Source organism: Luteimonas sp. 9C, assembly GCF_902506295.1.
In the GTDB taxonomy this organism is placed as follows: Bacteria; Pseudomonadota; Gammaproteobacteria; order Xanthomonadales; family Xanthomonadaceae; genus Luteimonas.
The window spans coordinates 446,809-469,326 of the sequence record NZ_LR733313.1 but is presented as its reverse complement, the minus strand read 5'-3'; the positions used below and the strand labels follow the sequence as shown (position 1 = coordinate 469,326).

The 22,518-nt window shown below is 69.9% G+C and carries 18 protein-coding genes and 1 pseudogene; 8 read left to right on the top strand and 11 right to left on the bottom strand.

Going from position 1 to position 22,518, the window contains the following annotated elements; translation table 11 throughout:
- Positions 1 to 3: 3 nt before the first annotated feature.
- A complete protein-coding gene (locus CURTO8I2_RS15530; RefSeq protein WP_255475834.1) occupies positions 4 to 126 on the bottom strand; it encodes a hypothetical protein in 123 nt (40 codons plus the stop codon).
- Between the two features lie 180 nt (positions 127 to 306).
- Here CURTO8I2_RS15530 and dinB point away from each other — a divergent pair, with 180 nt between their 5' ends.
- Positions 307 to 1,371, top strand: coding sequence for a DNA polymerase IV (dinB, locus tag CURTO8I2_RS15170; protein ID WP_159682073.1), 1,065 nt, complete (start codon positions 307 to 309; stop codon positions 1,369 to 1,371).
- Between the two features lie 160 nt (positions 1,372 to 1,531).
- Here dinB and dinG read toward each other — a convergent pair whose 3' ends face one another.
- From dinG to CURTO8I2_RS15150, 3 genes are all read right to left on the bottom strand, one after another.
- Positions 1,532 to 3,694: an ATP-dependent DNA helicase DinG gene (gene dinG, locus CURTO8I2_RS15165; RefSeq protein WP_159682072.1), complete on the bottom strand. Its 2,163-nt coding sequence runs from the start codon at positions 3,692 to 3,694 to the stop codon at positions 1,532 to 1,534.
- 105 nt (positions 3,695 to 3,799) lie between these two features.
- Complete coding sequence (locus CURTO8I2_RS15160) at positions 3,800 to 4,621, bottom strand: DUF2884 family protein (RefSeq protein ID WP_236551183.1); 822 nt, start codon at positions 4,619 to 4,621, stop codon at positions 3,800 to 3,802.
- A 1,666-nt stretch (positions 4,622 to 6,287) separates the two neighbouring features.
- On the bottom strand, positions 6,288 to 6,737 hold the full coding sequence (locus CURTO8I2_RS15150; RefSeq protein WP_159682070.1) for an Rrf2 family transcriptional regulator: 450 nt from the start codon (positions 6,735 to 6,737) through the stop codon (positions 6,288 to 6,290).
- Positions 6,738 to 6,856: 119 nt separating this feature from the next.
- Here CURTO8I2_RS15150 and CURTO8I2_RS15145 point away from each other — a divergent pair, with 119 nt between their 5' ends.
- Positions 6,857 to 7,762, top strand: coding sequence for an NAD(P)/FAD-dependent oxidoreductase (locus tag CURTO8I2_RS15145; protein ID WP_159682069.1), 906 nt, complete (start codon positions 6,857 to 6,859; stop codon positions 7,760 to 7,762).
- 46 nt (positions 7,763 to 7,808) lie between these two features.
- Positions 7,809 to 8,837 (top strand): serine hydrolase, encoded by a 1,029-nt coding sequence (locus CURTO8I2_RS15140; RefSeq protein ID WP_159682068.1) that lies wholly within the window; start codon positions 7,809 to 7,811, stop codon positions 8,835 to 8,837.
- Positions 8,838 to 9,106: 269 nt separating this feature from the next.
- On the opposite strand, the gene CURTO8I2_RS15135 is transcribed toward CURTO8I2_RS15140, so the two are convergent.
- The 3 genes from CURTO8I2_RS15135 to CURTO8I2_RS15125 all read right to left on the bottom strand — a co-directional run bounded on the left by CURTO8I2_RS15135 (position 9,107) and on the right by CURTO8I2_RS15125 (position 13,309).
- The gene (locus CURTO8I2_RS15135; protein WP_159682067.1) at positions 9,107 to 11,878 is read right to left on the bottom strand and encodes a PAS domain-containing protein; all 2,772 of its coding nucleotides are present in this window, start codon (positions 11,876 to 11,878) and stop codon (positions 9,107 to 9,109) included.
- 103 nt (positions 11,879 to 11,981) lie between these two features.
- Positions 11,982 to 12,689 carry a DUF72 domain-containing protein gene (locus CURTO8I2_RS15130; RefSeq protein ID WP_159682149.1) on the bottom strand — a complete coding sequence of 236 codons (708 nt, stop codon included), beginning with the start codon at positions 12,687 to 12,689 and terminating at the stop codon, positions 11,982 to 11,984.
- Positions 12,689 to 13,309 (bottom strand): NAD(P)H-dependent oxidoreductase, encoded by a 621-nt coding sequence (locus tag CURTO8I2_RS15125; protein ID WP_159682066.1) that lies wholly within the window; start codon positions 13,307 to 13,309, stop codon positions 12,689 to 12,691. The genes CURTO8I2_RS15130 and CURTO8I2_RS15125 overlap by 1 nt, the downstream gene beginning before the upstream one ends.
- Before the next feature lie 192 nt (positions 13,310 to 13,501).
- Here CURTO8I2_RS15125 and CURTO8I2_RS15120 point away from each other — a divergent pair, with 192 nt between their 5' ends.
- From CURTO8I2_RS15120 to CURTO8I2_RS15105, 4 genes and pseudogenes are all read left to right on the top strand, one after another.
- A complete protein-coding gene (locus CURTO8I2_RS15120; protein WP_236551182.1) occupies positions 13,502 to 14,704 on the top strand; it encodes an MFS transporter in 1,203 nt (400 codons plus the stop codon).
- Between the two features lie 78 nt (positions 14,705 to 14,782).
- Positions 14,783 to 15,289 (top strand): annotated as a pseudogene (locus CURTO8I2_RS15115) (pyridoxamine 5'-phosphate oxidase family protein); the annotation flags it as partial.
- A 319-nt stretch (positions 15,290 to 15,608) separates the two neighbouring features.
- Positions 15,609 to 16,166: a hypothetical protein gene (locus tag CURTO8I2_RS15110; RefSeq protein ID WP_159682063.1), complete on the top strand. Its 558-nt coding sequence runs from the start codon at positions 15,609 to 15,611 to the stop codon at positions 16,164 to 16,166.
- Between the two features lie 86 nt (positions 16,167 to 16,252).
- Positions 16,253 to 16,621, top strand: coding sequence for a hypothetical protein (locus tag CURTO8I2_RS15105; protein ID WP_159682062.1), 369 nt, complete (start codon positions 16,253 to 16,255; stop codon positions 16,619 to 16,621).
- Between the two features lie 34 nt (positions 16,622 to 16,655).
- On the opposite strand, the gene CURTO8I2_RS15100 is transcribed toward CURTO8I2_RS15105, so the two are convergent.
- Positions 16,656 to 17,735, bottom strand: a complete 1,080-nt coding sequence (locus tag CURTO8I2_RS15100) for an endonuclease/exonuclease/phosphatase family protein (RefSeq protein ID WP_159682061.1) — start codon at positions 17,733 to 17,735, stop codon at positions 16,656 to 16,658.
- A gap of 167 nt (positions 17,736 to 17,902) precedes the next feature.
- On the opposite strand from CURTO8I2_RS15100, the gene CURTO8I2_RS15095 reads away from it, so the two are divergent.
- Positions 17,903 to 18,883, top strand: a complete 981-nt coding sequence (locus tag CURTO8I2_RS15095) for a bile acid:sodium symporter family protein (protein ID WP_159682060.1) — start codon at positions 17,903 to 17,905, stop codon at positions 18,881 to 18,883.
- A 27-nt stretch (positions 18,884 to 18,910) separates the two neighbouring features.
- Here CURTO8I2_RS15095 and CURTO8I2_RS15090 read toward each other — a convergent pair whose 3' ends face one another.
- From CURTO8I2_RS15090 to CURTO8I2_RS15080, 3 genes are all read right to left on the bottom strand, one after another.
- Complete coding sequence (locus CURTO8I2_RS15090) at positions 18,911 to 19,906, bottom strand: aldo/keto reductase (protein WP_159682059.1); 996 nt, start codon at positions 19,904 to 19,906, stop codon at positions 18,911 to 18,913.
- Positions 19,907 to 20,176: 270 nt separating this feature from the next.
- Positions 20,177 to 21,496: a ferredoxin reductase family protein gene (locus CURTO8I2_RS15085; RefSeq protein ID WP_159682058.1), complete on the bottom strand. Its 1,320-nt coding sequence runs from the start codon at positions 21,494 to 21,496 to the stop codon at positions 20,177 to 20,179.
- Positions 21,493 to 22,407, bottom strand: coding sequence for a cytochrome c oxidase assembly protein (locus CURTO8I2_RS15080; RefSeq protein WP_159682057.1), 915 nt, complete (start codon positions 22,405 to 22,407; stop codon positions 21,493 to 21,495). The genes CURTO8I2_RS15085 and CURTO8I2_RS15080 overlap by 4 nt, the downstream gene beginning before the upstream one ends.
- Between the last annotated feature and the right edge of the window lie 111 nt (positions 22,408 to 22,518).

Below are 22,518 nucleotides of genomic sequence, written 5' to 3'. Positions count from 1 at the left end.
GCGTCAGCTGCCCTTGCGACCCGAACCGGACTGCGTGCCGCCGTCGTCCTGCTTGTTGACCGCGGCCCAGGCGATCCGCTCGGCGTCTTGCTTCGACCGGCCCTTGTCGCGCTCCGACGCTGCCACGCGTTCAGCCTGTCGCGTCTGCTTGTCGGTGCAGGGCGATGTGTCACCGCCGCACATGACGCTGGTCCATCGATGCGAGCGCACAGCCTGCGGCCGCGATCGTGAGCGACGGATCGATTCGCTTGCAGGCATCGTCGGATCGGGCGCAGTCACTGCGACCGAAGCGACGATAATGCAGCCGTGCGCAAGATCCTCCACATCGACATGGACGCGTTCTACGCTTCGGTCGAGCAGCGCGACGATCCGTCGCTGCGCGGGCGACCGGTGATCGTGGCCTGGCGCGGCGCGCGTTCGGTGGTCTGTGCGGCCTCGTATGAGGCCCGGCCGTTCGGCGTGCGCTCGGCGATGCCGGCCGTGACCGCCGAGCGCCTGTGTCCGGATGCGGTCTTCGTGCCGCCGGATTTCGCCCGTTACAAGGCGGTATCGCGGCAGGTGCGCGAGATCTTCCACGCGCACACCGATCTGGTGCAGCCGCTGTCGCTGGACGAGGCCTACCTCGACGTCACCGATCCGAAGATTCCCTCGCCCAGTGCGACGGCGACCGCGCAGGCGATCCGCGCGCAGATCCGCGAAGCGACGCAGCTGACTGCTTCGGCCGGCGTGGCGCCGAACAAGTTCATCGCCAAGATCGCCTCGGACTGGAACAAGCCCGATGGGCTGTACGTGGTGAAGCCGTCGCAGATCGACGCGTTCCTGCTGCCGCTCAAGGTCGGTCTGATTCCCGGCGTGGGCAAGGTCATGGAGAAGAAGCTGGCCGAACTTGGCGTCGCCACGGTCGGCGATCTGCGCGGCCTGTCGCGCGAGACGCTGGAACGGCGTTTCGGCACGTTCGGCGCGCGTCTGCACCAGCGCGCGCTCGGCATCGACGACCGGCCGGTGGAACCGGACCAGCCGGTGCAGTCGATCTCGTCGGAAGACACGTTCGAAACCGATCTGCCGCTCGAGGCGCTGGCGCCGATGATCGAACGGCTCGCGGAGAAGACGTGGGCGGCGACGCGCAAGACCGCGCGTGTCGGCCGCACCGTGGTGCTGAAGCTCAAGACTTCGCAGTTCCGCATCCTCACGCGCAGCTTTACGCCGGATGCGCCGCCCGCGTCGCAGGCGGAACTGACGCGGATCGCGCTGGCGTTGCGCGAGCGCGTGGAGCTGCCGGCGTCGACGCGGTATCGACTGGTCGGTGTGGGGATCGGCGGGTTTCGCGAGCCGGATGAGCTGCCGGTGCAGGCGGGGTTGTTCGAGGGGTGAGTGGGGAGTTGGCTGGGAGTTCGTCGTAACACCTGGCCCTCACCCGACGCGCTTTGCGCGTCGACCTCTCCCGGAGGGAGAGGTGGCACCAAAGGCGGGTCCCGCGCGCTGCCATGCAAACGTCGACGCACTGACCTCTTCTGCGACGCCTTTAGCTACGTCAGCCGATCACACGCTTGAACGGCGGCAGCGCATCGAGAATGCGTTTGCCGTAGCGGCGGTTGAGCAGGCGCGAGTCGAGGATCACCACGCGGCCGGTATCGGTCGAGGTGCGGATCAGGCGACCGGCGAACTGGGTCAGCGTGCGCAACGCATGCGGAATCGCGATCAGGTTGAACGGATTCTGCCCGCGCGCTTCGAGCCACTCGCCGAGCGTGGCGGTCTGCGGATCGGTGGGCACCGCGAACGGCACCTGGGTGATGACGACGGTCGTGCAGGCCTCACCCGGCAGGTCGAGACCTTCGCCGAACGAGTTGAGGCCGAACAGCACCGAGCCCTTGCCGGCGGCGACGCGTTCGAGATGGGCGGCGACGACCTGCGACTTGTTGCCGCTGCTCTGCACCTGGATCGCACCGCGGCGCGAGGCCGGCATCAGTTCGGCGACCTTCTCCATCTTCCAGCGCGAGGTGAAGAGCACCATGCTGCCCTTCTTCCAGTCGAGTTCGCGCGCCAGCCACTCGGCGACGGCCTTCGGGTGCCCTTCGCGATCGTCGGGCGCCACCGGGAATTGCGGTACCACCAGCTGCGCCTGGTTCGGCAGGTCGAACGGCGACGGCAGCGAGGCCGTCTCGGCGTGGTCCGGCAGCCCGGTGTCGATCGCGAACGACTGGAAATCGCCGCCGCCGGTCAGCGTGGCCGAGGTCATCACGACCGAGTCGATCTCCTTCCACAACAGTGTGCGCAGCACATGCGCGGCCGAGACCGGCGAGCAGTGCAGGGCGAGATCGCCGTCGCGCGTGGCGGTGACCCAGCGCGCCATCGGCGGCGCACCCTCGCGGTCTTCGCGGCGCCAGCCGGCCCACAGCTCGTGCTGCTGCTCGACCATTTCCAGCGCCATGCCGAGGCTGCGCTGCAACTTCTCGCGCGCCGGGTCGTCTTGCTTGTTGCGCGCGACGGCCTGCTGCGCGGCGTGGACCCAGTTGAACAGGGCGCGCGTGTCTTCGCCGAGGACTTCGATCGCATCCGCCCAGTCGTCGGGCAGGCGACCCAGCGGTGCGCGCCACATCGGGTCGCGGTCGCCGGGTTCGGGTTGCCAGACGCGGTCGACGTCGAGCTGGAACGCCTTGAGCCCCTTCGACACGCGCGATGCGAGTTCGATCGCCTCGCCGGGCAGCAGCGTGCCGATCTTCTCCTTGTCGACCAGCCGATAGCTGCCGGCGATCAGGATCTGCATGCGGCTGGTGCGCTTGGCCATGTCGGCCAGCGGCAGGCGCGCCGCGCCCTGGTCGATCGCGACGTTCGCCACGTGGTGGCCTTCGTCGAGCACCAGCAGCATGTCGCCGGGCGGCGCCAGCAGCGGCTGGCCGTTCTCGATATCGCCCATCGCCAAAGACGACAGCAGCAGCGCGTGGTTGGTCACGACGATCTGCGCTTCGCGCACGGTGGTGCGCACCCTCAGCACCGGGCATTGCTGGGCGAAGCTGCAGCGGCGGCCGGCGCAGCTCGATGCAGGCGTGGTGATGCGTGTGCGCAATGCGGGCGAGACGGGCTCGGGCGAGGTGTCGAGATCGCCGTCCCATTGCCGGTCCGCATGCGCTTCGAGCAGGCGCCGCGCGGCATCGACTTCATGCGGCGCGAGCGGGCGGTCGTAGAGCTGGCGTTCGTAGTCGCCGCCTTCGTCCGGCCCCGCGCCCTCGAGCAGCATCGTGCCCTGGCTGTGCTCGGCATGGAGCTCAGCGGCATTGCGCGTGCACAGATACCGCGTGCGGCCCTTGGCCAGCGCGACGCGCGCGTCGAGGCCGGTCGCGGCGAGGAATGCCGGGATGTCCCGTTCGAACAGCTGCGACTGCAGCGCCACGGTGCCGGTGCTGATGACCAGCTTCTTCTTCGTCGCCAGCGCGATCGGCACGCCCGCGGTCAGATACGCGAGCGACTTGCCGACACCGGTCGGCGCTTCGGCGATGCCGATGCCGCCCGAAGTCGCGAGCGCACGCGAGACCAGACCGATCATCGCGCTCTGCGAACGGCGCGTGCTGAAGCCCGGCGTGTTCGCCTGCAGCTTCGCGTACGCGGCGCGGATGTCCGCCTTGAGCGCGTCGTTCAGCGCGCGCGGCGGCGCGTCGGCCGCGGGTGTGGCCGGCGAGGTGGTGTCGGAATCGCCCATGCACTCATTGTCCCACGCCGCGTCGCGCGGGCCGAGACCGGAATGCTGAACGCTGTGGACGCGGCTGCCGGCGATGCGCGGATGAGTCCGCGTCGCGCAGTGGGATCAGGGCGTGGACCGGGCCTTCGAGACCGAAGCATCGCCGTCGCTGCGCGGCGCGTCCTCCAGCATCACCAGCCGCTGTCCGTCGAGGCGGTATTCCAGCGCGGCCTGGATCGACTGCAGTTCGCGCACCCGCGTGCACAGCGCATCGGCCTGGGCTTCCAGCGCGGCGCTGCGCGCTTCGATCCTGCGGTCGAGGTCGGCTTCCATGCGTTCGGCGCGCGCGTCCATGCGGCCGGCGCGGCCGGTGAAGACCTGCCACATCACGCTGCGGCCGAGACTGCCGGTCATGCGGTCGGCGGCCGCTTCGATGCGCGCTTCGAACCCGTCCCCGAACACGTCCTGGTCCCAACGCCCGGTACCGAGCGTGGTGTCGATGTAGCCGAGTGTGTCGGTGCGGAAACGCTCGACCTGACGCACCTTGCGTGCGCTGCCGGTCATCACGTCGACGACGCCGGCCAGCGCATCGAACGCGATGCCGGTGCTCTCGCGCGCAACCGACGTGACCTGCGGCATCAACGCGCGTGCGCCCGATTCGAGCCGGCGCAGCCGCGCGGCGTCGGCAACGCTGACGGTCTGCACATCGCGGTCCACGCTGAGCGTGCCGTCGTGGAAGAAGATCTCCTTCGGCACGCCGCTGTCGCGGTAGAGCCACACGCCACCGGTGTCGACGAGCACGTTGTACGGCGTCGAGATCTCGCACTGGTCGGACGACAGCCGCGGCGTCGTGTCGTCATGACCCGCGAGCGCGGGCATCGACGCCGCAACGAGGCCGGCGGCGAGTGCAGTGCGATGGAGGCCCACGGAACGAAACAGGGTGCGCATGGCCGGGAGCATCCGGCCAAGCGCAGATGGAATCGCGTGCTTGAAGTCACGATAGTCCACGCGCGCCCGGGGGCAATGTCGCGCGGTCATTCGATGCCACGGGCAGCGTAGACGGGATGCGCTTCGATGCGACCGTAGCGGCTGATCACGTCCTGCACGTCCGCTCGTGCCAGAAAACGCGCCCGGTGCTGGCGCAGTGTCACCTCGCCGGGCGCAGGTGGCAGCACCCGGTAGGTCTGTGCCCAGTCGAGCAATGTCTGGCGGTGGACGGGCGTCTCGAGCAGGCCCGCCAACGCGGCGGCGGCGGCGTCGAGATCGCCACGCATGAGCAACGCCTCGAGGTACACCTGCGGTGCGTCGGTCCGGCCCAGCGCCAATTGCGCCAAGGCGAGATCCGCCATCTCGGTGTCGCCCTGCTGGATGGCGGCGCGAAACCGGACGCTCTCCTCGACCATCCGACCGTAGCCGGTGATGTCGTGACCTACGCGTTCGATGGCTGCCAGCGCTTCGTCTGGCTGGCCCAGAATCGTATGGAGCGTCCCCAGGTTGAGGACCTGGCTGACATTGAGACCACCTCCTTCGTGCAGGTTCGAGGCGACGGTCAGGGTGGCGATCGCGTCTTCGTCCCGGCCCAGTCGCCGGAGTGCGATGGCGCGCTGGTTGTGGACCCAGACCGCGTCTTCGGGATCGCTGAACGTTTCCAGGTCCGCCAGCGCGTCATCCGCCGTCGTCAGCGCTTCATCCACGCGTCCGGTCGCCAGCAAGGCGGTGATGAGCGTGGTCCGCAGTTCGAGCCGGTCCGGTCGCTCAAGGGTGAGACGCCGGACAGCGTCAAGATGGGCCTCGGCGGCTGCCGCGACATCGAATCGCGGATCATCCCGGTCCACGATGGCGTCGAATCGACGGTCGGCGCGCAGGCGGATGATGTCCATCGGTTGATGGACGCGGGCGATGGCGGCGCGTGCGGCGGATGCGTCGCGGCGTTCCAGTCGCAGCAACGCAAGTTCGATCCATGCAGGATCCGAGCCGATGCCGTTGCCGGTCCAGTTCGCGTCGAACAGCGCATCGAGCAGCGCCAGACGCAGGTCGTCGTCCGCACGCGTCACGAAGATCGGGTGGACGATCAGGTATTGCGGCAGGTCGTTGGCGATTTCGGGCCAGGACGTCAGGAGATGCCGCAGCGCGTCCGCAGCCGCATTGGCGTTGCCGAGATCGGTCTGTAGCGCCGCGAGTCGATACCAGTCGTCGGCCTCGTCCTGGCGCAGGCGCAGCGCCGACTGCGTCTGACGCAGCGCGGTCTGCAGTTGCCCGGCGTCGATCGCGACACCCGCGGCCTGATGCAGGATGGCATGACGCACCTCCGGCGCCAGCGCGTCGAACTCAGGCCGTTCGATCGCGCGTGTGAACGCCTGGCTCGCGGCAAGGGCATCGCCGGCGTCCTGCCGTTCCAGCCCCTCGTGCAGAAGCGATTCGAATCGCAGGCCATGGAGCTCGGCTTCGCCCTGTATCGCGGACGCTGCAGGTTCGACGTTTGCGCGCGTGGGCACCGATGCAGGCACCGAGGACGCGAGAGCGGCGAGCAACAGGCATGCAGCAGCGCGCTTGATCATTGGACATTCCCTGTCGTGTGTGTCCCGCGCATTGTGCAGGGGACACGTGTCGCTCGTCATCGCGCGCCGCGGCGTCGTCCGCCGGACTTCAGACGCGTCTGGAAGTCGGCCGCGATGTCGGCCAGGGTCACGGCACCCAGCCGCGCGCGCAGCAGGGCTTCGGCATCCGCCATCGCGTCGGTGAGGTGGGCGTTCACGGCCTTTTCCACCAGGCATTCCGGATCGTCGTTGGACAGACCGAATGCGAACGGGGCGGGCGAGCCCAGTGCGGTGTGGATGTCGAGCAGGCTGATCTCGGCGAGCGGGGTCGCCAGCGACCAGCCACCGCCGTGCCCCTTGTCCGAGCGCACGTAGCCGTGGTCGCGCAGCCCGGCCATCGTCCGGCGTACGACGACAGGATTGGTGCCCAGCATCGCGGCGATCTCGTCCGAGGTCGCACGACCGTCGGCCTGCCCCAAGTGGATGAGGACGTGGAGCATGCGGCTGAGGCGGCTGTCGGGGCGCATGGGGGCGGCATCGGGACGGGCGATCACGATACCCCAGGCGCATTTCGACACAACCCGGGTTGCATGAAAACGCATCGCCCACCATCATGAAACAACCGAAGTGACATGAAGGGGCAGAAATGCATCACGACGTGGTGATCGTGGGCGGCGGCAGCGCCGGGTTGTCGGCGGCGCAGGCACTGGCGCGTGCGCGACGCCGGGTGGTGGTCGTCGACGCGGGCGCGCCGCGCAACCGGTTCGCTTCCGCCGTGCACAACGTGTTCGGGCATGACGACACGCCGCCGGAGACGCTGCTGGCGAAAGGCCGTACGGAACTGCTGCGCTATCCGACCGCGTCCGTCATTGCAGGCACGGTGGTCGACGCGGCACCTGCGGGCTCCGGGTTCTCGCTGGCGCTCGCGGACGGCCGGGCCCTGCAGACCCGCACGCTGATCCTGGCGGGCGGCGTGCGTGATGTGCTGCCGCCGCTCGACGGACTGGCGGCGCGATGGGGCCGCAGCGTGCTGCATTGCCCCTACTGTCACGGTTTCGAAGTCGCCGGGCGCGCGCTCGGCGTGTTCGCAGCCGATGCGATGGGCCTGCATCGTGCGCTGATGCTGCCCGACTGGGGGCCGACGACCTGTTTTCTGGAGCACGGCTTCGAGCCCGACGCCGACGACGCCCGCAAGCTCGCGAACCGCGGCGTCGTCCTGGAGCGCGCGCCGGTGATCCGGTTGCTGGGGACCGCGCCGGCGCTCGATGGCGTGCAGCTGGCCGATGGCCGCCGCGTGGCGATCGATGCCCTGTTCGTCGGCTCGCGCGTCGAGCCGGTCGACGGTCTCGCGGCGTCGCTCGGCTGCGTGCAGGACATGGGACCGTTGGGTCCGCATCTGCGCGTGGACGCGTTCAAGCAGACCACCGTGCCGGGCGTGTTCGCCGCCGGTGACCTGAGCCAGCCGATGCACAGCGTGCCGCTCGCGGTGGCGTCGGGACTGCTCGCGGGCGTGGGCGCGCACCAGGCGCTGATCGCCGTCGACGCGGGCTGATGCCGGCTTTCATCGGTACGTGCAGCGTGCGGGCGATACTCGGGTCATGCATCGCCTCCTGATCGTCCTGCTCGCGTCGCTGCTCTGCGCGGCAGCCAGCCTGCCCGCATTCGCACAGGCCGCTGCGAATGCCGAGCTCCCGGCGCGCGGCGACGCGCTCCAGAGCGTGCTAGAGGACGCCGTCTCGATGGCGCCGCTGCGCACGGTGCTGGTCGCGCGCGATGGCGCGGTGCTCGCCGAACGCGGGTATCGCGGCGCGTCGACCACACGCCCGGCGAACATCAAGTCGGCGTCGAAGACGGTGATGTCGACACTGGTCGGCATCGCCATCGAGCGCGGCCTGCTCGAGGGCGCGGATCAGCCGGTCGCGCCACTACTGGCCGATCGCCTGCCGCGCGATCCCGATCCGCGGCTGGCGCAGGTCACCATCGGGCATCTGCTGTCGATGCAGGCCGGCCTGCAGTCCACGTCCGGGCGCCATTACGGGCGCTGGGTCGCGCAGCGCGACTGGGTGCGCGACGCGCTGGCGCGGCCCTTCGTCGACGATCCTGGCGGCGGCATGATCTATTCGACCGGCTCCACCCATCTGCTGTCGGCCGTGCTCGCCAAGGTCGGCGGCAAGCCGGTGCGTGCGCTTGCGGCCGAATGGCTGGGCCCGCAGGCGGGGTTTTCGATCGCGTCCTGGGATACCGATCCGCAGGGCCTGCATTTCGGCGGCAACCAGATGGCGATGACGCCGCGTTCGCTGCTCGCCTTCGGCGAGCTCTACCGCAACCACGGCCGCGCCGCATCCGGCGCGCAGCTGATTCCGGCGAGCTGGATCGCACAGTCGTGGGTCCCGCGCACGCGCTCGGTCTACACCGGCGACGGTTACGGCTACGGCTGGTTCGCGCGCCGGATCGGCGGTCACGACGTGCGCTACGCCTGGGGCCACGGCGGACAGATGCTCTACATCGTGCCGTCGCTGAATCTCACGGTGGCGATGACGTCCGACGAGACCGCGGCCGCCGGTTCGGGCCACCTCGCGCAGCTGCACGCGCTGCTGGGCAAGATCATCGCAAGCCAGACGGCCTAGCGCCTGCGGAGCGTCGGAGTCGCCCATGCGCTGCGGTCGGCATGACGCGCGGCAACGCGCGCGCCGCGGCGCAGGCGGCCGTGAACAAGGACAGGCCGACATCCTGCCGGCGGTCGACATGGACCGCACCCTCCACGAATTCGACCAACCGCGTGTCGCCGATGGTGGCCCATGCACGCACGCCGCTGCCGCCGCCGTGGCGGTTTCCGCAGGGCTGAAGCCGGCGAGCGGGGCGGGGCGTCGTCGCGCGTGGACGCCCGCCGCCGCGATCAGGCGGCGGTCTGGATCGCCGCGTTCGCCGACTCCACGCTCGCCGCGAGTTCATGCTGGCGGAACGGCTTGCTGAGGATCGTCAGGCCCGGATCGAAGTCGGCCATGCTGGTGTAACCCGAGACGATCACGATGGCCGTCTCCGGCAGACGTGCGCGCACGGTGCGGGCGAGTTCGGCGCCGGTCATGCCGGGCATCAGATGGTCGGTGACCAGGATGGCGGGCATCAGCCCGTCGTCGAGTGCGCGCAGCGCGTCTTCGGCCGAACTGGCCTCGACGATGCGGTAGCCCATGTCCTCGAGCGCGTCGGAGGTGCACATGCGCACCGAATCCTCGTCGTCGACCACCAGTGCGGTGCCGCGGTCGTCGCCAGTGATGCTCAAAGTCGTGTCCTCGTCGTCGGATGCGGCGCCGGGGTGCGAACCCACCGGCAGCCAGAGATGGATGGTGGTGCCCGTACCGGGCGTGCTGTCGATCGTCAGGCGGCCGCCGAGCTGCGAGGCCAGGCCATGCGCCATCGACAGGCCGAGGCCGGTGCCCTTGCCGATGCCCTTGGTGGAGAAGAACGGCTCGATCGCGCGCTGGCGCGTCTGCTCGTCCATGCCACACCCGGTATCCGCCACCGACACCACCACGTAGCGGCCCGGCGCGATGCGTTCGCCGTCGGACACGCAGGCGTTGCGGGCGCCGAGCGTCAGCGTGCCGCCCTCGGGCATCGCGTCACAGGCGTTGACGCTGAGATTGAGGATCGCCATTTCCAGCTGGTTGGGATCCGCCACCGCCGGCGCCAGATCGCCGGCGATGTCGAGCACCAGGCGTACGCGCGGACTGCTGGAACTGTCGACCAGCTCGGCCATGCCCGACACCAGCGTCGCCACATCGACGTCCAGCGTCTGCAGCGGCTGCCGGCGCGCGAACGACAGCAGACGCTGGACCAGCGTGGCCGCGCGATCCGCCGACTGGCGCGCCACGCCGATCATCCGCGTGCGTCGCTCGGAACGCGCGTCGGGATCGGCGGCCAGATCGAGCGCAGTGACGATCGGGGTCAGCAGATTGTTGAAGTCGTGCGCGACGCCGCCGGTGAGCTGACCGATCGCTTCGAGCTTCTGCGACTGCCGCAGCGCCTCCTCGGCATTGCGGCGTTCGGTCGTGTCGATCGCCTCGGGCACGACGGCGATGATGCGGCCGTCCTCGTGGATCGGCCGCAGCGACAGATCGTGGCAGCGGCGCCCGCCGGGCAACTGCAGCTGGATCTCCTCGCGTACCGTCTCGCCGGCCGCCGCCCGGTCGAACATCGCCCGGATCCGCGCCGGCATGCCGGGCGTGCCGGCGAACCAGGACGTCTCCCACAGCGATGCGCCGATGAGGTCCTCGAAGCGTGCATCGGTGGCGTCGAGCACGGGGCGGTTCGCATCCGTGACGATGCCGTCCGGCGTGCACATGCCCTGCAGCTGGTAGCTGGTTTCGAACAGCGTGCGCAGCTGTGCCTGCGAACGCGTGAGCGCATCTGCCGCGGCATTGATGTCGGTGACGTCGCGCGCGCTGCAGTAGAACCGGCCGCCTTCGGGCGTCGCCACCCACGACAGGGTGCGCAGGCCGCCAGCACGCGTGCGCCAGCGGTTCTCGAAGCGCAGGACCGGCTTGCCGGCGCGCAGCGTCTCGAGCACCGACTGCGTCACCGCATGATCGTCCGCGCTGACGTGTTCCATCCAGCCGTGTCCGACCAGGTCGTCGCTCGGCCAGCCCAGCAACTGTTCCCAGGCCGGGTTGACGGTCTCGATCACGCCGTCGGGATCGACCACGGCGAGCAGATCGGGCGTGACCTGCCACGTCAGCGAGCGTTCGCGTGCGCGTTCGATGACCTGGCGTTCGAGGTTGCTGTTGAGGCTGCGAAGCTCCGCTTCGCGCGCCTGCAGCGCGACGTCCGAGAGATGCCGCGCGGTCACGTCGATGCCCTGGACGAGGACGCCCACGACCTCGCGACCCTCGGTGATCGGCTGATAGACGAAATCGATGTAGCGCTCGGCGGACGGGGCGCCCGGCGTGGCCTGCACGACGTAGCGCGCGCCGTCGGCGGAGAACGCGCGGCCGCTGCGGTAGACCTCGTCGAGCAGCGTGAGATAGCCCTGACGCACGGCGTCGGGCAGCGCATCGGCGACCCGCTTGCCCACCACGTCGCCGCGATCGCCGATCAGGCTGCAGTAGGCGGGATTGACGTAGGCGAACACATGCTCCGGCCCGGTCAGCATGGCCATGAAGGCGGGCGCCTGGTCGAACATGCGGCCCAGATGCGCCACGTCGGCCATGAGGCGCCGCTCGGTCTGCACCCGGCGGGTCACGTCGGTGGTGATGTTGAGGAAGCCGGCGATCGCATCGTGCTCGTCGCGCAGGGGCGAATACGAGAACGTCCAGAACGTCTCTTCCGGAAACCCGTTGCGCAGCATCGTCAGCGGCAGCTCCTCGCTGAGCGTCGCCGTGCCGCCCATCACGCTGTCCACCAGTGGCCGGATGTCGTCCCAGACTTCCGACCAAACCTGCTGCAGCGGACGTCCGAGCGCTGTGGCGTCCTTGGCACCGAGGTGCGGCGCATAACCGTCGTTGTAGAACAGGGTCAGCTCCGGTCCCCAGCACAGGCACATCGCGAACCGGGATTCGAGCATCAGGCCCAGCGCGGTGCGCAGCGATTGCGGCCAGCAGTCGGGCGTCCCCAGCGGCGACGTGGACCAGTCGTGCGTCGCGATCCGGTGCGCCATCACGCTCGAATCGGGCATGAACTGGATCGGGGCGGGCGGCGCGCTGGAGATCACGGAAAGCCGGGCGGGTTCGGAGAGCGCGCATCCTGCCACAGGCCATCGTCGCAGGAGGATGAGGACATCAGTCCAGCCGGGCCTGCAATCCGGCCGCATCGGAGACCGCGTGACCCGCAGCGGTGTTGTCGAACACCACCCACGCATCGGCAGGCCCGCGCCGGACCCTGGTGGCGATCGCGTCGAGTGCCGTCGCGCCGTAGGCGCTGTAGTAGAGCTTCGGATGTCCGTGCCAGCGCCAGTAGGCGAACTGCGTACTGCCGCCCGGCGTCGCGTCGTCGACATGCCGGGCAGGATCGGCGGCCACGCGAGCGACGCGGTGGCGCGCGAGCAGGGCGTCGGCCTGCGGCGTGAGCCAGCTGGCATGGCGCGGTTCGCAGGCCACGCGCCCCGGCCAGCGCCTGGCCAGCATCGCGAAGAACGTGGCCGCCGTGCGCGCATCGAAGGCCAGGCTCGGCGGCAACTGCACCAGGACGCAATCTAGTTTTCTGCCCAGGCCGCCGGCCGCTGAGAAAAACGTATCGAGCGCGGCGCCGCAACCGGCCAGCCGCGCTTCATGGGTGATCGTCTTCGGCAGCTTGATCGAGAAGCGGAAACCGGCGGGCACGCTGTCCGCCCAGCGGGCATAGGTCGTCGCGCGATGCGGTCTGTAGAACGTGGAATTGATCTCGACCGCATCGAAGCGGGTCGCATAGCGCGCCAGCACGCTGTCGCCTGCGCCGAACAGCGCCGCATCGCGCGAGGCGATCGACCAGCCCGCGCAGCCGATGCGGATCACCCGGCGCCGCGCCTGGGCTTCGGATACGGTTGGGCCTGCAGCACGCGGGCCAGGTGGACTGCGTTCGAGGCGATCGTGGCGATCGTCTCGGCGACCTTGTCCGGCGTCTGTTCCAGATCCTTGTAGTCGACCGCGCCCATCGCCTCGCCCACCCAGTACGGCGGGCTGCCGCCGGGGATCGTGAAGCCGACGTCGGTCAGGCCCTGGTAGAGCTGGGCGCAGGTGTGGTGCGCGCCGTCCTCGTTGCCGACCACTGCGGCCACCGCGACCTTGCCGAAGGTCGGATACATGCCGTCGTCGTCGATCTCGCCGAGTACGGCATCCAGTCGCTCCAGTACGCGCTGGGCGATGCTCGACGGATGGCCCATCCAGATCGGTGTCGCCACGACCAGGATCTCCGCGTCCATGATCCGCTTGCGCAGCTCCGGCCACTGGTCGCCATCGCCCTCATCGGCGCTGACGCCCGGTTTGACTGCGTAGTCGGCGACGCGCGCGCTGCCGGTCTTCGCGCCGTGGCGGGCCATCGCGGCCAGCAGCTGGTCGAGCAGCGTCTGGGTCGACGACGGCGTATCGCCGGATTTGAGGGTGCAGTTGAGGCCGAACGCGGTGAGCGACATCGGGAGGCGATCCTGTCGGTGACGGACGCCGACTGTCCGGCGCCGCCCGTCCAGCCGCCGTCGATGCGGCGCGTTCAGCCCGGCCCCGCCCGGTCTGCGCCGGCGGCGGCGCTGCAACGCAGTGGTCGACGCGCGGCAATGACGCGGATGCTGCGATGCACAATAATGCCGGGTCCTGTTCCGGAGACCGCCATGTCCACCGCACCGGCGCTGCCCGACCGCCGCACCCGCACCCTGATCCTGTTCGCGCTGGCGATGGGCGGCTTCGCGATCGGCACCAGCGAATTCGCGATGATGGGCCTGATGCCGAACCTGACCCGCGGTTTCGGCGTGGACGAGCCCGCGGTCGGGCATCTGATCAGCAGCTACGCGATCGGTGTCGTCGTCGGCGCACCGCTGCTCGCGATCCTCGGTGCGCGGCTGCCGCGCCGTCGCCTGCTGCTGGCGCTGATGGGCTTCTACGCGCTCGGCAATCTCGCCAGTGCGCTGGCGCCGAACTACGCGACGATGCTCGTCGCCCGGTTCGTGGCCGGGCTGCCGCATGGCGCCTACTTCGGCGTGGCGATGCTCGTGGCCGCGTCGGTCAGTCCGCCCGCGCAACGCGGCGCCGCGGTCAGCCGCGTGCTGCTGGGCCTGTCGATCGCGATCCTCGTCGGCAACCCGCTGGCGACGTGGCTCGGCCAGCAGCTCAGCTGGCGCTGGACCTTCGCGCTGGTCTCGGCGCTGTCGGTGCTCACGGTGGTGCTGGTCGCGCGTTTCCTCGCGCCCGATCCCGCCGAGCCGGCGCAGACGCCGATGCGCGAACTGCGCGCGTTCAACACCGCCCAGGTCTGGTACGCGCTGCTGATCGGCGCGATCGGCTTCGCCGGCATGTTCTGTGTCTTCAGTTATCTCGCGCCGACGCTGATCAACGTCACGCGTGTGGCCGAGTCGTGGATTCCGGTGGCGCTGGCGGCGTTCGGTGTCGGCGCGATCCTCGGCAACATCGCCGGTGGCTGGCTGGTCGATCGCCTGCAGTTCCGCGCGGTGCCGGTGATCCTGGGCTGGTCGCTGCTGGTGCTGCTGCTGTTCCCGCTCGCGACGGCCGCGCCGTGGTCGATCCTGCCGGCGATCGTCGCGGTCGGCACGATGGGCGCGCTCGCCCCGGTGCTGCAGACGCGGCTGATGGACGTCGCCGGCGAAGCGCAGACGCTGGCCGCCGCATCCAACCACGCCGCGTTCAATACCGCGAACGCGCTCGGCCCGTGGCTCGGCGGCCTCGCGATCAGCGCGGGACTGGGCTGGACATCGACGGGGTATGTCGGCGCCGCGACCGCTGCAGCGGGCCTGCTGGTCTATGCATGGGCGCATCGCGCCGAGCGTCGCCGCCAGCGCGACGCGGCTTCGGCCTGCTGACGCACCGGCGCGCCACCTTCACGTCCGGCGCCCGTCGCGCTGCCGACACTGCGCGCTGAATCCTGACGGGAGTGCGACATGGCAACGCGAAGCAGCAAGGGTGCGAAGGACGCGCAGACAATCGCCAAACTGATCGAGGACATCGACATCACGATGTTCACCACCGTCGGCCCCGGCGGTTACCTGGTCAGCCGGCCGCTGTCGACGCAGAAGGCGCAGTTCGATGGTGAGCGCGTGTGGTTCTTCGTCGCCTCCGACAGCCCGAAGGTCGCCGAGATCGCGCGCAACTCCAAAGTCAACCTCGCGTACGCGTCGAAGGGCCGCAACACCTACGTGTCGATCACCGGCGACGCCTACGTCAACGAGGATCCGGCGAAGATCGAGGCGTTCTGGAACGATGCGCTCAAGGCCTTCTTCCCGCGGGGCGTCAACGATCCCAAGCTGACCCTGATCGAGGTACAGGCGCATACGGCCGAATACTGGGACGGTCCGGGCTCGCTGATCGGCAAGGCCATCGCATTCGCTGTCGCGCGCGTGACCAAGCGCGAGGAAGTGATGGGCGAGAACCGCATCGTCAAGCTGCGCGGCCCGAACAAGACCTCGAAGCTGCCGCCGTCGCACGCCGATGCGCGAGGCGGCGCGAAGAAGGTGGCGAAGAAGAGTGCCAAGACCCCTGCCAAGACGCCTGCGAAGACGGCTGGCAAGCCCGCGGCCAAAAAGCCCGTGGCGAAGCAGGCGACGGCTGCGAAGCCGGCCGCGACCCGGCGCACTACCGCGACCGGCAAGCGCGCAGTGAGGAAGACCGTCGCGCGAAGCTGAGTCGCAGATCGACCGCGATCGCGGACGGTATGCCGCGGCCTCGCCGCCGCGGCACACTACGCCGCCCGCACCGCCGAGTCCCGCCATGGCCATGCACGAACACGAGTTCGATCCCGACGACAACTTCGCCGGCGCGCACGCGCGTGACGACGGGGAAGACGAGGCGCATGACGGCGATCTCGAGGCGATCGCCTGGCAGTGGTTGCTGCGGATCAATCCCGGTGACGAGGACGCGGCAGGCCAGCAGTTCCAGGCCTTCCGCGACGCGCTGGGCGATGCCGATGCGCAGGATGCCGTGCAGGCCGCGCTGGAATCGGCGACCGACTGGCGCGCGAGCTTCCGCGTCGCCGAAGACGCGCGCACGACCCTGATCGACGCCATCGACACGCTGGCCGAGCGCTTCCGCGTCGAACTCGACTGGGGGGTCGAAGACCCGACCGACGAGGCGGCGCTCGCGGATGCGTCGACGCATGCACTGCTCGACGCCGCCTACGACCAGCTGCGCGTGGCCGGCTACACGCTGTGGACTTGGGATACGGGCGACGACACCGTCGCCGGCGTCATCGCACCCCGCGAGGACGACGAGGGCATGCGCGTCATCGGGCATGCCCTGGGACTGGACGTGCGTCCGGGCGCGGGCTGAGCGACCGCCTGAACGCGGGGCTTGAACACGCCGTTCGCGGCATCCCTGCTACGGTGCGTATGTCCGTCACCGCATGGGAGGGTGCGATGGACAGCCGAAGCATCTATGTCGTCTGGGGCTGCGCCCTGTCGCTGGCCACGGCCTGCATGACGCCTGCGTGGGCGGCGGGGCCGGAGGCGATCGCGAGCGTCGAGCCGCCGGCCGCGGTCTTCGACGGCGCCCACAGTGCCGCCTGGCTGCAACCGATCCGCAGCGACCGCCCTATCCGCCGCATGTCGGCACTGAAAACCGAGTACCGCCGCATCCGCGAACTGCGTCGCGAACAGATGCAGCCCGAATACGAGCGCCGTCTGGCGATGTCGGGCGAGGACGCGGCGGAGGCGTGGCGCGAAGAGACCCTCAAGAACGTCGCCCGACGCGACCTGCGCGCCCTGCGCGCGCGCCTGGACCGCTGATTCGCAATGACGCCGCGTGCGTCCGGCGCAGTGGTCAGCGCTGGATCGACGGGGCGTCGTCGGTGGCGTCCGACTTCTCGACGGCGGCATCCGCATCGGCCTCGTCGTCGCCATCGGCGTCGAGGCCGGCATCGGGATCGTTCTCGCCGGGGGAGAGCGCCAGTTCGACCAAGATCGGGAAGTGATCCGAGCCGATATCCGGCAAGCGCTGCATGCCGACCAGGGTGAAATGCCGGCTGTGGAACAGATGGTCCAGCGGCCAGCGCAGGCCCGGCAGCTTGGCGTGGAAGGTGTTGTACATGCCGCGTCCGATGCGCGGATCGAGCAGGCCGCTGAGCTTGCGGAACAGGCGCGTCGTCCGTGACCACGCCACGTCGTTGAGATCGCCGGCGACGATCACCGGGAGCGTGGCGTCGTGGACCGCGCGGCCGACGATCACCAGTTCGGCGTCGCGATCGACCGAGCTGTCGGATTCGGTGGGGCTCGGCGGACGGGGATGCAGGGCGTGCAGGGTGACGCGCCGGCCCCCCTCGAGTTCGAGCGTCGCGTGGATCGACGGAATGTCGTCCTCCACCAAGTACCGGATCTCGGCGTCGTGCAGCGGCAGGCGCGAGTACACGTGCATGCCGTAGAGATTGTCGAGCGGGCAGCGCATCACGTGCGGCAGCGCATCGGTCAGCACCTCCAGCTTGCCCTCCCACCACGCGTCGGTCTCCACCGCGATCAGCACGTCCGGCCGCTGCGCACGCACCAGTGCGATCAGCGGATCGGCGTCGCGGTTGGTGGTCAGCACGTTGCTGGCCATCAGCCGGATGCGCGTGTCGGCATCGGCCGGCGCGTCCTCGACCTCGACATGCGCCATGCGTGTGTACGGAATGATCCACCACGCCTGCCACAACATGCAGGCGGCATTGACGGTCACCACCACGATCGTCCACGGGTCGTCGACCGGATGGAAGGCGAGATGCAGGGCCAGGGTCAGCGCCGACACCACCAGCAGCTGCAGGCGGGGGAAATCGAAACCCCGGATCCACCACTTGCCGCTGCGGATGGTCGGTACCAGAGTCGCGATGGCCAGCAGCGCGGTGACTGCGGCGAAGGTGAGGGTGAGCATCTGACGTGCGGCGGCGACGGAAGCTGCACTATGAACACGCGCGCGCTGCGGCCATGTGAACCCGGGATGCGCCGTTGCGCGCGCGGTGGCTGGTCGCAGGCGGTGCCGGCTGCGACCATGGCCACCCTCGCGCTGCCCACGCCGGCATGCGGTTCCGGAACTCCTGCATGTCCCTGCGTTCGCGACTCGACCCCTTCACGCTGCTCCTGCTGGCCACCGTCGCACTGGCCTCGCTGCTGCCGGTCCAGGGCCGCGCGGCCGTGGTCATGGATGTGGTGACGAATGGCGCGATTGCCGCGCTGTTCTTCCTGCATGGCGCGCGCCTGTCGCGCGCGGCGATCGTCGCCGGTGCATTGCACTGGCGTCTGCACCTGACGATCCTCGCGTGCACCTTCGCGCTGTTTCCGCTGATCGGTCTGCTCGGACGACCGTTGTCGGGCTGGTTGCTGACGCCCGAGCTCTACGTCGGCGTGCTGTTCCTGTGCGCATTGCCGTCGACGGTGCAGTCGTCGATCGCCTTCACCTCGATGGCCGGCGGCAACGTGCCGGCCGCTGTCTGCAGCGCGTCGCTGTCGAGCCTGCTCGGCGTCGCGCTGACGCCGCTGTTGATGGCCCTGCTGGTCGGCAGCGCCGAAGGCGCGATGGCGCATCCGCTCACAGCGGTCGGCAAGATCATGCTGCTCCTGCTGCTGCCGTTCGTGGCCGGGCACCTGTTGCGCCCGGTCGTGGGCGGCTGGGTGGAGCGCCGCCGCGCGGTGCTGCGCTGGACCGACCAGGGCACGATCCTGCTCGTGGTCTACACCGCCTTCAGCGCGTCGGTGATCGAGGGTCTGTGGCAGGAAACCCCGGTGTGGACCCTGATCGCGGTCGCCGCGGTGTGCGCCGTGCTGCTGGGCATCGCCATGCCGTTGATCGCATGGATCGCGCGCCGGCTCGGCTTCGATCGGGCCGACGAGATCGCCATCGTGTTCTGCGGCTCCAAGAAGAGCCTGGCCACCGGACTGCCGATGGCGAAGCTGATGTTCGCCAGCGGTGGCCTGGGCGCGATCGTGCTGCCGATCATGATCTACCACCAGATCCAGCTGATCGTCTGCGCGGTCGTGGCGCGCCGCTATGCCCGCGGCGCGGCGCAGGCCGCGACGGGCTGACGCACAGCGCCGCGTGCCTTGCCGCCGTCAGCGGTTCAGCGCGCCCATGCCCGCGGCCGGATAGCGCGTGCCCGAAGCCGCATCCGGCGGAAAGATCGCGTCGATGCGCGCCAGATCGTCTTCGGTGAGATGGATGTCGAGCGCGGCGATGTTCTCGTCGAGATAGCCGATGCGCTTGGTGCCCGGAATCGGCACCAGGTCGTCGCCCTGCGCCAGCACCCAGGCGAGTGCGAGCTGGCCCGGCGTGACGCCGTAGTCCTGCGCGATCGCCTGCACCGATTCGACCAGCGCGAGATTGCGGTCGAAGTTCTCGCCCTGGAAGCGCGGGGAATGGCGGCGGTAGTCGTCGTCGTCGAAGTCCTCGATGGTGCGGATCGTGCCGGTCAGGAATCCGCGACCCAGCGGCGAGTACGGCACGAAGCCGATGCCCAGTTCGCGGCAGGCGGCCAGCGTTCCGCTGGTCTCGGGATCGCGCGACCACAGCGAATACTCGCTCTGCAGCGCCGCGATCGTGTGCACCCTGGCCGCGCGCCGCAGGGTATCGGCAGACGCCTCGGACAGGCCGAGGTGCCGCACCTTGCCCTGTTCGACCAATCGCGCCATCGCGCCGACGGTGTCCTCGATCGGCACCTGCGGATCGACGCGATGCTGGTAGTACAGATCGATCGTCTCAATGCCGAGGCGCTTGAGGCTGGCCTCGCAGGCCTGCTGCACGTATTCGGGCCGGCCGTTGATGCCGCGCGCCTGCGGGTCGGACGGATCGAGCTGGATGCCGAACTTGGTCGCGACGAAGACATCGTCGCGGCGGCCGTCGATGGCGCGGCCGACCAGTGTCTCGTTGGTGTGCGGGCCGTACATGTCGGCGGTGTCGAGCAGGGTGATGCCCTGATCCAGCGCGTGCCGGATGACGGCGATCGCGTCGGCATCGCTGCCGCGGCCGCCGTAGAACGCGCTCATGCCCATGCAGCCGAGGCCGATCGCGGAGACGGTGGGGCCGCCGGGTCCGAGGGTGCGGGTCTTCATCGCGGGTCTCCGTCGTGAATGCGAAGGCGCACTGTGCATGTCCGGATGGCAAGCCGGTGTCGAGGCGCAGGCGGTGCCGGGCGCGGTGACGCTGTCCGCGTCCGGCGATCGCGTACTACGCCGGCGCGAAGTCGCGCGCCCGCCGCTGCGCGGCGGGCGGCTCAGCGCAGCCAGGCGGCAGCGAGTGCGATCAGGATCAGCACGCTGGCGGCGAGCGCGCCGGCGCGGCGCAGGTCGCGATGCATCATCGGATCGCGCCTCCGTGTGCGCTCATACGAGATCGAACCGTTCCGAGTAGAGCCGGTCCGACGGCACGCCGCGCGCGACGAGTGCGGGTTCGACCGCATTCGCCAGCGCATCCGGGCCGCAGACGTACACCGGCAGCGTGTCCAGGTGGGCAGGCAGGCGACGGTCGATGAGCGCGGCATCGACATGGCCGGTCTCGCCGTCCCAGCCGTCGGGTGCGTGTTCGAGCACGTGGATCACGGTCAGTGGCAGGTCGTCCGCAAGCGCGGACAGTGCGTCGCGATACAGCACCGCGTCCCAGTCCGGATTGCCGTATACCAGCCACAGCGGCGCGGTCGCGCCCCGGTCGCGCGCGGTGCGCAGCATGCTGATGATCGGGGTGATGCCGACGCCACCGGCGATGAACACCGCGCCTTCGGGACACCGCGCGGGCGCGTACACGAATTCGCCATATGGCCCTTCGACGAAAGCGCGCATGCCGGGCGACAGCGTGCCCACGCGCCGGGTGAAATCACCGAGCGGCTTGATCGTGAATTCCAGCGTCGCATCGTCGGCGCTGGAACTGATCGAGAACGGATGCTGCTGCAATCGCCAGGGCGTGTCGCCGATCGTGATCCACGCGTACTGGCCGGGACGGAAATCCAGTCCGTCGTGGCCGGCCGGCAGCAGGCGCAGCATGTGGCTGCCGTCGCGCGCGGTCTCGACCGACTGCACCGTCCACGGCCGCCGCGCGAGACGACGCGGCCGCAGCACACGTGTCTCCAGCACGGCGTAGAGCGATGCACCGACCGCCAGCGCCAGCGCGGTCTTCTTCCACAGCGGCGCGGTGTAGTGGTCGACCATCAGCGCGTGGCCGAGACCGATGGCGACGACCATCAACGCGAGTGCGCCGTGCAGCGCGCGCCAGTGTTCGTACTGCAGGCCGAACGACAGCCGCCACAGCGAGGTCGTCGCCAGCCAGGTCGCCGCCAGCAGCGCGCCCCACAGCGGCGTCGCGCGCAGCCAGTCCGCGCGGGGATCGAGATACTCGAGGAAGCGCGCATCACCCAGGCACATCGTCAACGGATGCGCCAGCACCAACCCCCAGCCGAGCAGACCGGTCTGGCGATGGAACTGCAGCACGTCGTCCTGGCCGAGGCCCTTCGCGAACCAGCGCTGGCGGCCCGAGGTCAGCGCCTGCGCCGACAGCACGCCCAGGCCCAGCAGGCCGAGCATCGCGCCGATCTCGACGATACGATCGCGCACCGCGGGTGGATCGCCGCTCAACGCGATCGCCATCGGCAGCAAGGCCAGCGCCATCCATGCGAGCAGCCACAGCAGCAGGTGGCGCCAGCCGGTGTTCATGCCGCGGGCCCCCCGGTCGCGCCGCGCACGTCGCGCAGCAGCGTGACGACCAGGCCCATGCACACCAGCAGATACGGCAGCCCGCTGGGGACCCACATCAGCAGGCCGGCGAGCTGCTGGTCGCGGACCGCATCCAGACCGGCGAGCAATGCGCGGTCGGTGTAGGCCGGATACAGCAGGCGCGGCGAGAACGTCAGCAGCGCGCCCAGGAAGCCCATCAGCATCATCGCCGTCACCAGTGCCACGCAACCGCCCGCCGCGCCGCCGTCGCGTGCGCGCAGCCGATGCAGCACCGCGCTCCAGAACCACACGCCGGCCAGCACCACGCTGGCGAGCATCGCCCGGTGCAGGGGTTCGCTGGCCAGTGTCGCCGCCGTTGCCGCCGGCAGATGCCACACCCACATCGTGGCGACGTGCACGAGCGTCGCGACGCCCAGGTGTGCGTGCGCCAGCCCGGCGGCTGGCGCGCACACCGGCGCGAGCCGCGCGCGGATCGATGGCGGCAGCGCGTGCGCCGCGACGCGGGCGGGCCGCGCGACCAGCAGCAGCGGCGGCGCGCAGGCGAGCAGGGTCATGTGCTGGGCGACATGCGCCGACAGCGCGTAGCCCGCGTACGTGTCCAGCGGCCAGACCAGGGCCCCGCCCAGGGCCGCCATGCCGGCAGAGAAGGCCAGCGGACCGCGCCACCGGCCGCCGGGAATGCCGTCGACGGACGCCCGGTGCATACGGCGCAGGCCCGCGACGTACAGGAGCGCCACGACCGCCATCGGCACCAGCGACCACGGCGACAGCGTCCAGGCATGGCCCAGGGGTGGGGGCGGTCCGTCCGGCATCGAAGCGCCTGCCGCCGGGGCGGCCATCAGGCACGCCAGCGCGACGGCGGCCGGGAAGGTGAGGGCGGGGCGCGACATGGCCACGACCCTAGCAGCCGGAGCGCAGGCACCGCGTCGCGCTGCACCCGACGGCACGCCGATTTGATGCGCGTGCGCGTAGGCTGCGCGCTTCGACGAATCGTGGAGCGC